Origin of the sequence: Lentzea xerophila (assembly GCF_051094245.1) — a bacterium.
Lineage (GTDB): Bacteria > Actinomycetota > Actinomycetes > Mycobacteriales > Pseudonocardiaceae > Lentzea > Lentzea xerophila.
This window is the reverse complement of sequence record NZ_CP194934.1, coordinates 2,131,567-2,143,591: the sequence shown is the minus strand read 5'-3', so window position 1 is coordinate 2,143,591 and position 12,025 is coordinate 2,131,567. Positions and strand designations below refer to the sequence as shown.

Annotated in this window: 12 protein-coding genes; 2 read left to right on the top strand and 10 right to left on the bottom strand. The window is 68.9% G+C overall.

Features of this window, described 5'->3' with window-relative positions; genetic code table 11:
• Nucleotides 1–53 precede the first annotated feature (53 nt).
• Nucleotides 54–872, top strand: coding sequence for a hypothetical protein (locus ACRSBM_RS10585; protein WP_434442497.1), 819 nt, complete (start codon nt 54–56; stop codon nt 870–872).
• A gap of 16 nt (nt 873–888) precedes the next feature.
• Here the strand turns inward: ACRSBM_RS10585 and ACRSBM_RS10580 are convergent, their stop codons facing one another.
• The 9 genes from ACRSBM_RS10580 to ACRSBM_RS10540 form a co-directional block, all read right to left on the bottom strand.
• A complete protein-coding gene (locus tag ACRSBM_RS10580; protein ID WP_434442495.1) occupies nt 889–1,086 on the bottom strand; it encodes an MbtH family protein in 198 nt (65 codons plus the stop codon).
• 20 nt (nt 1,087–1,106) lie between these two features.
• Nucleotides 1,107–2,357, bottom strand: coding sequence for a lysine N(6)-hydroxylase/L-ornithine N(5)-oxygenase family protein (locus tag ACRSBM_RS10575; protein ID WP_434442494.1), 1,251 nt, complete (start codon nt 2,355–2,357; stop codon nt 1,107–1,109).
• A gap of 213 nt (nt 2,358–2,570) precedes the next feature.
• Entirely contained in the window at nt 2,571–3,905 is a 1,335-nt protein-coding gene (locus tag ACRSBM_RS10570; RefSeq protein ID WP_434442493.1) for a GH1 family beta-glucosidase, read from the bottom strand.
• Complete coding sequence (locus ACRSBM_RS10565) at nt 3,898–4,854, bottom strand: ABC transporter ATP-binding protein (protein ID WP_434442491.1); 957 nt, start codon at nt 4,852–4,854, stop codon at nt 3,898–3,900. Before ACRSBM_RS10565 ends, ACRSBM_RS10570 begins: the two co-directional genes overlap by 8 nt.
• On the bottom strand, nt 4,851–5,669 hold the full coding sequence (locus tag ACRSBM_RS10560; protein ID WP_434442489.1) for an ABC transporter permease: 819 nt from the start codon (nt 5,667–5,669) through the stop codon (nt 4,851–4,853). Before ACRSBM_RS10560 ends, ACRSBM_RS10565 begins: the two co-directional genes overlap by 4 nt.
• Nucleotides 5,670–5,676: 7 nt before the next feature.
• The gene (locus ACRSBM_RS10555; protein WP_434442487.1) at nt 5,677–6,657 is read right to left on the bottom strand and encodes an ABC transporter permease; all 981 of its coding nucleotides are present in this window, start codon (nt 6,655–6,657) and stop codon (nt 5,677–5,679) included.
• Nucleotides 6,654–7,559 (bottom strand): ABC transporter ATP-binding protein, encoded by a 906-nt coding sequence (locus tag ACRSBM_RS10550; protein WP_434442485.1) that lies wholly within the window; start codon nt 7,557–7,559, stop codon nt 6,654–6,656. The genes ACRSBM_RS10555 and ACRSBM_RS10550 overlap by 4 nt, the downstream gene beginning before the upstream one ends.
• The gene (locus tag ACRSBM_RS10545; protein ID WP_434442483.1) at nt 7,560–9,203 is read right to left on the bottom strand and encodes an ABC transporter substrate-binding protein; all 1,644 of its coding nucleotides are present in this window, start codon (nt 9,201–9,203) and stop codon (nt 7,560–7,562) included.
• A gap of 108 nt (nt 9,204–9,311) precedes the next feature.
• Nucleotides 9,312–10,307: a LacI family DNA-binding transcriptional regulator gene (locus tag ACRSBM_RS10540; RefSeq protein ID WP_434442480.1), complete on the bottom strand. Its 996-nt coding sequence runs from the start codon at nt 10,305–10,307 to the stop codon at nt 9,312–9,314.
• Nucleotides 10,308–10,571: 264 nt separating this feature from the next.
• Between ACRSBM_RS10540 and ACRSBM_RS10535 the strand changes: the two genes are divergently transcribed.
• Nucleotides 10,572–11,111, top strand: coding sequence for an MOSC domain-containing protein (locus tag ACRSBM_RS10535; RefSeq protein ID WP_434442478.1), 540 nt, complete (start codon nt 10,572–10,574; stop codon nt 11,109–11,111).
• Nucleotides 11,112–11,142: 31 nt separating this feature from the next.
• Here the strand turns inward: ACRSBM_RS10535 and ACRSBM_RS10530 are convergent, their stop codons facing one another.
• On the bottom strand, nt 11,143–11,880 hold the full coding sequence (locus ACRSBM_RS10530) for an alpha/beta fold hydrolase (RefSeq protein WP_434442477.1): 738 nt from the start codon (nt 11,878–11,880) through the stop codon (nt 11,143–11,145).
• Between the last annotated feature and the right edge of the window lie 145 nt (nt 11,881–12,025).

The window sequence follows — 12,025 nt, the reverse complement described above, 5'->3', positions numbered from 1 at the left end:
CGGTTCGTTACTCATGTAACGAACCATAGCAGCAGCCGGGTAGCATTGCCCCTGTGGTCGGGATCGCGATTCTGTGCGCGGTACTCGCGGCCGGGTGCAGCGCGCTCGGCGCGATGTGGCAGCACGCCGGCGTCCGGGAGACACCCGACCTCAAACTGACCTCGGCGCACCGGCTGGTGTCGTCCCGCCGCTGGGTCCAGGGGTTCCTGGTGCTGTTCGCGTGCGCGGTCCTGCAGGTCGTCGCGCTGGCGCTGGCCCCGGTGTCGGTGGTCGCCCCGTTGAACGCGCTCGCCATCCCGATCATCGCGGTGGCGCGGGCACGGCGGCTGTCCGGGCTGCTGGCGGTCGCGGTACTGGTGGCGACGGCCGGGATCGTGGTCTTCGTGACGATCACCGCGGGCGCGGCGGTGCCGACCGAGGTGCCGCCCAAGGTGGCGCTGCAGGCCGGACAGCTCGTGGTCGCGGGCGTGCTGGTGTGCGTCGTCGCGGCGACCTTCACCGCGGGCGCCGTGCGGGCACTGGCGCTCGCCGTGGGCGCCGGGATCGCCTATGGGCTGGTGGCCGTGCTGGTCAGGGCCGTCACGACCGCGCTTCCGGTGGTGGAGTGGGTGTCACTCGCCGGGTTGGTCGTCGCCTTCCTGACCGGGGCGTGGTTCATCCAGCTCGGGTACGCCGCCGGGCCGCCCGATCTCGTCGTGGCCGGGCAGACCGTCGTGAACCCGATCGTCGCGGCGTGGATCGGCATCAAACTGCTCGGCGAGGGCACCGGCATGAGCGGACTGACCCAGGCCGGCCTCGTCACCAGCGCGGTCGCCGCGGTGTCCGGCACCGTCGTGCTGGCGCACTACTACCGCGTCAAGGTGCCCGCCTGACCTGCGGCGCCCGCCGTCAGACGCGGATGGACGCCGGGCGCAGGTCCGTCCAGTTCTCCTCGACGTAGGCCAGGCACGCCTCGCGGCTCTCCTCGCCGAAGACCTTGGTCCACCCGGCGGGCACCTCCGCGAACACCGGCCACAGCGAGTGCTGCTGCTCTTCGTTGACCAGCACGAAGAATCGGCCCTGCGGGTCCTCGAACGGGTTGGTCATGACAGATCCTTCCTCATGAACTACTTGACTGCCTGGAGCTTCGGTTCCGCGTGCTGCTGCGCAACGCGCCGCAGAACCGAGTCGAGGATCTCGCCGACGCGCACGGCCGTGTTCGAGAGCAACGACGACGTGATGCCGTGCGTGTGTTCGGTGCCGCCCTGCAGGTAGATGCCGCCGCGCAGGCCGTCGTCCGTGACGACGCGGTAGTCGCGGGTCACCTTCAGCCGGCCCAACTCGTCGCGCTCGCAGTGACCAGCGAGGTCGCCCAGCAGACGCACCGGGTTCGCCGGCCGGTACCCGGTCGCGTAGACGATCACGTCGGCGTCGATCGGCAGCCGCCCGCCGTCGGCGAGCGAGGTGACCACGCACTTGCCGTCCGCGGTCACGTCGGTGAGCTTGGAGGTGTTGTGCAGCAACAACCTCTGCCGGCCGACGACCTTCTCCCGGTACACCCGCCGGTACAGCTCCTCGATGAGGTCGCCGTCGACCACGCCGTAGTTCGTGTTGGCGTGGTAGCTCATCAGCCTGCGCTTGACCTCTTCCGGCGCGGCGTAGAAGTCGTCCACCGCGGCGGGGTCGAAGATCCGGTTCGCGAACGAGCTGTCGTCGGCGGGGCTGTAGCCGTAGCGCGCGAAGACGCCGTGCACCTCGGCCTCGGGGAACCGGTCGTGGAAGAACGCCACCGCCTCCGCCGCGCTCTGCCCGGCACCGACCACGACCACCTGGCGCGGATCGGTCAGGCCGTCGACGCGGGTGAGCAGGTCCTTGTTGTGCCAGATCCGGTCGGAGGTGGAGATGCCGTCCGGCAGGTTGGCCTCGAGCCCGGTCGCGAGCACCAGGTTGCGGGCCGTGACCCGCCGCTCGCCGGCGGTGAGCTCGAAGCCGTCGCCGACGGCCCGCACCTGCGAGACCTCGGCGCCGTAGGACACGTGGTGCGCGACCCGTTCCGCAGCCCACTCGAAGTAGTCGTGGAACTCCTTGCGCAGCGGGAAGAGGTTCTTGTGGTTGACGAAGTCGATCAACCGCCCGCGGTCGCGCAGGTAGCACAGGAAGCTGAACGAGCTCGTGGGGTTCCGCAGGGTGACCAGGTCTTTCAGGAACGACACCTGCATCGTGGCGTCCTCGAGCAGCATCCCCCGGTGCCAGCCGAACCGCGGCTGCCTCTCGAAGAAGCGGGCCCGGACGGGTAGCTCGTGTTCCTCCACGGCGATCGCGAGAGCGAGGTTGGACGGCCCGAAGCCGATTCCGGCCAGGTCTAACACCGGTTCCATCGCGATCCTCTCCTGGCACTCCCTGGGGGCGTAAAGTAACCCTAACTTAACTAAGGCATGCCTTAGCTAGTGCATTCGGACGTGATCTACGCCGCTGGACCGGGAGAACGGTCGTACGCGAGTGCGACTCCACCGGGATCGAGCCTGGAAGTGGAACCGGCCCGGCCGCCGTGGAGGCGCAGGGATTCCACGACGACCGGGCCGGACCAGGTATTACGTCCGAGATCGCATGATCAGGTCCCGGTACCACCGCGCGCTCTGCTTCAGCGTGCGCTCCTGGGTCTCGTAGTCCACCCGGACGATGCCGAAGCGCTTGGCGTAGCCGTAGCCCCACTCGAAGTTGTCCATCAACGACCACGCGAGGTACCCGCGCACGTCCGCGCCCGCCCGCACCGCGGCCGCCACGGCCGCGATGTGCGACTTCAGGTACTCGACGCGGTCGGTGTCGGCGACGTGGCCGTCCTCGACGTCGAGGTCGTCGAAGGCCGCGCCGTTCTCGGTGATCACCATCGGCACGCCGTAGTCCTGGTGCAGGCGCACCAGCAACGAGGTGAAGCCCTCCGGGACGATCTCCCAGCCCATCGCGGTGACCGGCCGGCCCTGCGGCACCACCTCGGACCCGGCCGGGTCGCCGGTCGCCCGGTGGGCGTGGGAGGTGTAGTAGTTGACGCCGAAGACGTCCAGCGGCGTGGAGATGACCTCCAGGTCGCCGGGGCGGACCGGGAGTTCCGCACCGCGCGCGGCGATGTCGGCGAGCACGTCCTGCGGATAACGCCCGTGCACCAACGGGTCCATGTAGATCCGGGTGCCGAGGCCGTCGGCGCGGCGGGCCGCGTCCACGTCACGAGGGTCGTCCGAGGCGGCCGTGTGGGTGCCCATGTTCAGCGTGATGCCCAGCGACGCCACGCCGCGGGTCCGGAGCTCCTGCGCCGCCAGCCCGTGCGCCAGGAGCAGGTGGTGGGTGGCGCGCATGGCCTCGGCGAAGTTCGTGCGGCCCGGCGCGTGCCGGCCGGTGTCGTAGCCGAGCATGGCCGAGCACCACGGCTCGTTCAGCGTCGTCCACGCCGGCACGCGGTCGCCCAGCGCGTCGTGCACCAGGCCCGCGAACTCCGCGAACCGGTAGGCGGTGTCGCGGTGCGGCCAGCCGCCGGCGTCCTCCAGTTCCTGCGGCAGGTCCCAGTGGTAGAGCGTCAGCCACGGGTCGACGCCCTGGTCCAGCAGTTCGTCGACGAGCCGGGAGTAGAAGTCGACGCCCTTGGGGTTCACCGGCCCACGGCCGCCGGGCTGGATGCGCGGCCACGACACGGAGAAGCGGTACTTGTCCACGCCCAAGCCCGCGATCATCGCCACGTCGGAGGGCATCCGGTGGTAGTGGTCGCAGGCGACGTCACCGTTCTCGCCGTTGGCGACGGCACCGGGACGGCGGACGAACGTGTCCCAAATGGACAGAGTCCTGCCGTCCTCGTCGTAGGCGCCCTCGATCTGGTACGCCGACGTCGCGACGCCCCAGAAGAAGTCAGCCGGCAAACCCGCGGTCACGTCAGACACGCACGCCCTCCAGCCAGCACGCCACGCGACGGCTCTCCTCGAGCAACTCGAGCGCCGGCATCCGTTCGCCGCAGACGTCCATCGCGGAAGGACACCGCGGGTGGAACGGACAGCCCGGCGGCATCGAACGCAGGTCCGGCGGTGAACCGGGGATGCCCTTCAGCTCCCGGCGCGGGCCGCGCAACGCCGGGAACGACGACAGCAGGCCCTGGCTGTACGGGTGCTTGGCGGCGCGGTAGATCTCCGCGGCCGGAGCCTCCTCCACCACGCGCCCGCCGTACATGATCGCGATGCGGTCGGAGAACTCGACCAGCAGCGAGATGTCGTGGGTGATGAAGATGACCGAGAAGCCGAGCGTCTCGCGCAGCCTCATCATCTGGCCGAGGATCTGCCGCTGCACCACCACGTCCAGTGCGGTGGTCGGCTCGTCCATGATGACGATCTCGGGTTCGAGCGCGAGCGCCATCGCGATCATCACGCGCTGCCGCATGCCGCCGGAGAGCTGGTGCGGGTACGACGACAGCCGGTCGGCCGGGATGCCCACCAGCGACAGCAGCTCGCGGCCGCGAGCGGTCCGCTCCGGGCGCTTCATCCCCGGGCGGTGGGTGCGCAGCACGTCGTCGATCTGCGTGCCGACCGAGATCACCGGGTTGAGTGCGTTCATCGCGCCCTGGAACACGATCGCGATCTCGCTCCAGCGCAGCACCTGCAACTGCTTGTCGCTCAACGACAGCAGGTCCCTGCCCTTGAACAGCACCTCGCCGGACGGCACCCGGCCCGGCGGTTGCAGCAGCCGGGTCGCGGCATAGGCCAGAGTGGACTTGCCGCTGCCGCTCTCCCCCGCCAGCCCGAGCACCTCGCCCGCGTTCAGCGTCAGCGAGACGTCGTGCACCGCCCGCAGCGAGCCGTAGTCCACCGAGAGATCGCGGATCTCCAGCACCGGGCTCATGCGCGCACCTTCCGCAGCCGGGGATTCGCGTACTCGTCGATCCCGAAGTTGATCAGCGCCAGCGCCGTGCCCAGCAACGCGATGCACAGGCCGGCGGGGACGAACCACCACCACGCGCCCAGACCGAGCGCCTGGTTGCTCTGCGCCCAGAACAGGATCGTTCCCCAGTTCCAGGTCGACAGCGAGATGACGCCGACGAACGACAGCGTGATCTGCAGCATGACCGCGAAGATCACCGTGCCGACGAAGCCGGAGGCGATCACCGCCAGCAGGTTCGGCAGCACCTCGAACACGATGATGCGCCAGGTCGACTCGCCGGACGCCCGCGCGGCCTCCACGAAGTCTCTGCGCCGCAACGACATCGTCTGCGCGCGGAGGATCCGGGCACCCCACGCCCACGCGGTCAGGCTGATCACCGCGGCGATCAGCACGGTGTCCGCCGAGGGCAGCATCGAGGCCACGATGATGATCAGCGGCAGCGCCGGGATCACCAGGAAGACGTTGGACAGCATGGACAACGCCTCGTCGGCCGCGCCGCCGAGGAACCCGGCGGTCACCCCGACCAGAATGGAAAGGAAGGTCGCGAGTACACCGCAGACCAGCCCGACGACCATCACTCCCCTGGTGCCGACGAGCACCTGGGAGAAGATGTCCTGGCCGGTCATGGTCGTGCCGAACCAGTGCGCGGCCGACGGAGGCGACAGCAGGTCGTCGCTCATCCCGGACGGGTCGTACGGCGCGATCCACTCGCCGATCACCGCGATCAGCGTGAAGAAGGCCAGGATTCCCAGGCCCAGTTTCGTCTTGAAGTTCATCGCGGAATCAGCCCTCCCGCCGCGTGCGCGGGTCCAGCAGCAGGTAGCCGATGTCCGCGAGCAGGTTCGCCACCAGCACCGCCAGTGTGATCACCAGGAACACTCCCTGCATCAACGGGTAGTCCTTCGCGCCGATGCCCTGGAACAGCACGTAACCGAGCCCCGGATAGGAGAACACCATCTCGACCAGGAGCGCGCCGCCGACGATGAAACCCAGCGACAGCGCGAAACCGGAGATCGACGGCAGCACGGCGTTGCGCGCGGCGTAGGCGAACATGATCCGCTTCTGCGTGAGTCCCTTGGCCCGTGCGACGAGCACGTAGTCCTCCGCCGTGACGGTCACCATCATGTTGCGCATGCCCAGGATCCAGCCGGCCACCGAGCTCACGACGATCGTGACGCCGGGCAGCACGGCGTGCTCCAGCACGCTGCCGATGAACTCGCCGGAGAACTCCGGCACGAGGCCCGGTGCGTACCCGCCGGACGCCGGGAACAGCGGCCACGTCACGGAGAACAGCGAGATCGCGATCAGCCCGAGCCAGAAGTACGGGATCGACGACAGGAACGTCGTCATCGGGATGAGGTTGTCCATCCACGACCCGCGCTTCCACCCCGCGTAGACGCCCAGCAGGGTGCCGAGCAGGAACGCGATGACCGTGGTGACACCGACCAGGCCGAGCGTCCACGGCAGCGACTGCGAGAGCACGTCGGCGACCGGCGTCGGGAAGAACGTGAACGACAGCCCCAGATCGCCCCGCACGAGCGAGCCCCAGTAGTCGACGTACTGCTCCCAGATGGACTTGTCGTCGTCCAGTCCGAAGAGGATGTACAGCGACGCCATCGCGTCGCTGTTCAGCCGTCCGCCGAGCTTGGTGATCATCGCCTGCACCGGGTCGCCCGGAAGCAGGCGCGGCAGCAGGAAGTTCGCCGTGATCGCCGCCCACAACGTCACGAGGTAGAAGGCGGCACGGCGCAGCAGGAACGTCATGCGGCCGCCTCCACGTACAGCCAGCACGCCGCCCAGTGGCCGTGGGAGTCGACCTCGGTGCGCGGCGGTGCCTCGGTCCAGCACCGCTGCTGCGCCTTCGGGCAGCGCGGCGCGAACGGACAGCCGGTCGAGACCGCGGCGGTCTCCTCCACCGGGGCGTCCAGCGCGGCCACCGACCGTTCCGGGTCGGGCGCGGACTCGATCAGCAGCTGCGTGTACGGGTGGGCCGGCCGCTGCGTCACGGACTCGCTCTCGCCGCCCTCGACGATCTGCCCGCCGTACATCACGAACGTCTCGTCCGCGAAGTAGCGCGCCGACGCGATGTCGTGCGTGATGTAGAGGACCGCGAGCTTGAGCCGTTCCTTCAGGTCCAGCAACAGGTTCAGCACGCCGAGCCGGATGGAGACGTCCAACATGGACACCGGTTCGTCGGCGAGCAGCACCTCGGGGCTGGCCGCGAGCGCCCGCGCGATCGCCACGCGCTGCCGCTGGCCACCCGACAGCTCGTGCGGGTACCGCGAGGCGAAGTCGGCGGGCAGGTTCACCCGCAGCAGCAACTCCTCCACCGTCTCCGGCCGCTTGTGGATCTTCAGCGGCCGGGTCAGGTGGTAGCGGATCGTGTGGATCGGGTTGAGCGAGGCGAACGGGTCCTGGAACACCATCTGGACCTTGCGCCGGTACTCCCGGACCCTGCGCACCTTCTCGCCGTCGAGCAGGATCTCGCCCGAGGTGGGCTCGACCAGCCGCGCCAGCAGCTTCGCCACCGTCGACTTGCCCGATCCCGACTCGCCGACGAGGGCGGTCACGCGCCCGCGGCGCAGGACGAGGGAGACGTCCTGCACCGCGCGCACGCGCTTGTAGGTCTTGACCAGATCTTTCGCTTCCAGCGCAACCTCGTTCATCTACGATCCCGCGGGCTTCAGCTTCATGACGATCTGCAGCGCGTTCGGCAGGGTGGCCTGCGGCGGACCGTACGGGTCCTCCTCGGTCGGCCAGCCGACCCAGTGCTTCGTGCTGTACTCCGCGCCGATCGGACCGGCGGAGGTCGGGATCATCGGCACCTGCTCCACCATGATCTTCTGCAGCACCGCGAGACTCTTCGCCCGCGTCGCGTCGTCGGCGGCGTTCGCGTACTCCGCCAGCGCGGCGGTGGCCTCGGGGTTGTTGTAGCGGCCGAAGTTCACCGCCGCGGTCTGCCCGATCGGCTTGATCTCCGCCGCGTCCATGATGTTCTGGTACATCTCGTACGGCGTCGCACCGGTGTTGGTCCAGCGCAGCGAGCCCTGGAACGCGCCGTTCGCGAAGTCGGTGGTCCACGCGTCCGCGGTCTGCGTGCGCACGGTGGCCTCGATGCCGATCTTCTTCAGGTCGCTCTTGATGATGTCGAGCACCGTCAGGTAGTCCGACCAGCCGGACGGGTTCGTGAGCTCGATCGTGACCGGCTTGCCGCCCGGTGCCTTGAGCACGTCGCCCTCCAGCGTGAAGCCGGCCGCCGTCAGCTTCTGCTTGGCCTTGTCGACGTCGATCTTGAACCGCGCGTCCTTGTACTCCGGCGCGAGGAACGACTCACCGGCGGGCAACGGCATGCCGGTGGGCGACTCGAGCTTCGGGAACAGGCGGGCCTCACCGCGCACGAAGATCGCCTCGCGGTCGATCACGTCGCTCATCGCCGAACGCAGCACGGGGTTGTCGAACGGCGCGACGGTCGTGTTCAGCCACAGGCCGTGGATGCCGAGACCCGCGGGGAACCAGAGCTTGTGGTTCGCCGGGTCCTTGTCGACGTAAAGCTTCTGGTAGTCCGGGATGAAGACGTAGGACCACTGGCTCGCACCCGACGCCAGCGCGGTGGTCTGCGCCGTGTTGTCGTTGTACGAGGTGTACTGGATCTCCGGAACCTTGGGCAGTTCCTGCCAGTACTCGGCGCGGCGCGCGATCGTCACCGTCTGGGAGGTGAACGACTTCAGCTGGTACGGACCCGTGCCGACGGGGTTGGGGTTCGTGTACGTCGTCGGGTCCGGCACGGTGCTCCAGACGTGCTGGGGCACGACCATCGCGCTGATGACCTTGTTGCGGTTCACGAACTGCGGGCTCGCGAACGTGACCTCGACCTTGCCGTCCGGCGTCGCCGTCGCGGTCTCCACCTTGAGCGAGTCGCGGTTGTTGAGCGCCGGCCACTTCTTGAGGATCTCGTACGAGAAGGCGACGTCAGCGGCCGTGAGCGGCTTGCCGTCGGACCACTTCACGTTCTCCCGGATCGTGAAGATGACCTTCTTGTAGTTGTCGCTCCAGTCCCACTTCGTCGCGAGCCACGGCACGGGATCCTGGGCCGGGCGCGTGTTGTTCACGAACGCGAGCGGCTCGTAGATCTGGTAGCGGTAGCCGAGCGAACCCGCCGCCGACGTGGGCAGGAACGGGTTGTGGTTCTCGGTCAGCGGCCCGTTGGGCATGCCCACGGTCAGCACTCCGGAAGCCTTGGTGGCACCACCGGAGGAGCAACCGGTCGCCGCGAGCGCCAGTGCCAGCGCGACGATGACTGTTCTGCGCATGGGGGAGTCTCCCGATACGACGGCGCATGAGAGCGCTCTCTCATGCGTACGGCGAACTAGCCGGACCGCGTGCGGCCCGGCCGGTTCGTTCAGTTGTGGTGGGTCGGGTCAGGGCGCGGATTCGCGCACGATCAACGAGGTGGGCAGCACCAGCGGGTGATCGGGCATCGGCTGACCCTCGAGCGTGGAGAGCAGCATCCGCGCGGCGGCGGCGCCCATCTCCTGCAACGGCTGGCGGATCGTGGTCAGCCGGGGTTCGGTGTGTCCCGCGACCGGGACGTCGTCGAAGCCGACCACGGACACGTCGTCGGGGACGACGCGGCCGGCTTCGCGCAGCGCCCGCAGCACACCGACCGCCGAAAGGTCGTTCTGCGCGAACACGGCGTCGAACGGGATGCCACTCGCGACGAGCTTGTCGACGGCGACCTCACCGCCTTCCGTGGTGAAGTCGCCGTCGACCACGAGGTCCGGGTGCAGCGTCAGGCCCGCTTCCGCCAAAGCGAGCCGGAACCCGTCCAGCCTCGCCTGAGTGCACCCGAAGTGCGGTGGTCCGGTGACGACGGCGAACCTGCGGCGGCCCGCCGCGACGAGGTGCCTCGCGACCTCCGCGCCTCCCTGCCGGTTCGTCGTCGTCACCGACGGGAACTCCGGATGCGAGCCGCGGTCGTCGATCATGACGACCGGCAGGCCCGCCCGGTAGAGCGTGGAGATGTAGTGCAGGGCGTCCGGCGGCTCGACCACCAGCAGCCCGTCGAAAGCGTTGGCGGACACGTGGTTCGCGAACTGGTTGAGCGACTCGGGACCGCGGTTCAGCGTGTAGAGCAGCAGCCCGTACCCGTCGGCCTCGAGCGTGTCGACGATGCCCTGCAGGACCTCACCCATCCACGGCCACGTGAGCGACGGCGCGAGCATGGCGACCGTGCGGGTACGACCCCGCGCCAGACCGACCGCACGAGCGCTGGGCACGTACCCGATCTCGTCGATCACCTTGCGAACCCGCTGCGCCGTGGAGGCGTCGACGTCCGGCTTGCCGTTCAGCACACGTGACACGGTCGCTTTGGACACCTGGGCGCGTTGGGCGACCTCTGCGATCGTGACACGCATGCCGAACTTCCTTCCGCCGCCTCCTGAAACCGGTTTCGGTACCGGTTCCGACGAGGTGTGACGGAGTCAACAGCCTGGCGTGAGCGTTCGTCAAGACTCTTGCCGGAAGTTCGTGAGAGCGTTTCCACGATCCGGCCGATCGCCGCAGGTAGGACACAGTGGATCGACGCGAGCCATGAGCCTTGATCGATTGCGCGCTTCCGCCTCCCGTTGCTCCGAACGGACTATCCGCAGCGTCTCGAATGATCGTGCACAATCGGGTTCATGGGGGTTGTGACAGCGGTCAGCCGCAGCGAGCAGTACACGTTCACCAAGCCCGTGCGACCGAGCATCACGCTGCTCGCCGGGCTCGGTGTCGAGGGCGACGTCCACCAGGGCGTCACGGTGAAGCACCGGTCGCGGGTCGCACAGGACCCGACCCAGCCGAACCTGCGCCAGGTGCACCTGATGCACTCCGAACTCTTCGACGAACTGCGGGACAAGGGCTTCTCCATCGGCCCCGGCGAGATCGGCGAGAACGTCACCACGCAGGGCATCGACCTGCTCGGTCTCCCCACGGGCACGCTGCTGCGCCTGGGCCCCGAGGCCGTGGTCGAGGTGACCGGCCTGCGCAACCCGTGCGTGCAGATCGACAGGTTCTCGACCGGCCTGCTCAGGGAGGTCGTGAGCAAGGGACCGGACGGCGAACTGGTCCGGCGCGCGGGGATCATGTCCGTGGTGCTCGTCGGCGGTGTCGTGCGGCCCGGCGACGAGATCCGGGTGGAGCTGCCGCCGGAGCGGCACCGGCCGCTCGAGAAGGTCTAGGGCGAGCCGTTCACGCGTGGCGAGGACGGCGCTACCCGTTGCCGAAGTGGTCGTCGAGGATCACCGAGATCGTCCGCGGCGCCTCGACCACCGCCAGGTGCGCCGCGTCCCCGACGACGTAGAGCTCGGAGTCCGGCAGGTCCTCCGCGATGTGCCGGGCGAACTCGGGCGGTGTCGCGTGGTCCTGCGCCGCGGCGATCACGACGGTCGGAGCGCCGATCTTCGCCAGGTCCCGGCGCAGGTCCAGGTCGCGGATCGCCTCGGCGCAGGCGATGTACGAGGGAACGTCGACCTTCAGCAGCTCCGACCGGAAGTGCGCGACGACAGCCGGTGAGAACGCCGGCGTGAACCACCGCGAGACGATCGAGTCCGCCAGGGGCTCCATGCCGTACGCGCGCAGCACCTCGATCCGCTCGTCCCACACCGACTTGTCCGGGTACCACGCGGTCGTGCACAGCAGCGCCAGCCGTGAGATCCGATCGGTGTGCGCGGCTAGCCACATGCCGACCATGCCACCGAGGGACACGCCGCAGTAGTACACCTGGCGCAGTTCCAAGTGGTCCAACAGTTCCACGACGTCCCGGGCCAGGTCCTCGATCGTGCACGGGCCCGCGACGGCCGCGCTGGCGCCGTGGCCGCGGTGGTCGAAGCGCAGCAGGCGGAAGGGCAGCCCGAACTCGCGCCACAGTTCGATGGTCGTGCCGAGCGCGTTGCCGAGCACCAGCACCGGCGCGTCCTCCGGTCCGGTCAACGGGTGGTGCGCGAGCACGGCGTCACCTCCTGGTGAGACCCCGACAACGAGCGAGTCTGCCTGGGCTTTTCCGCGTTCGCACGCCGAATCCACATCGGACGGCATTCCGCCGGAAGCGTGACGCCTCTCCCATCGCCTCATGGCATTCGTGGCTGGCAGACAA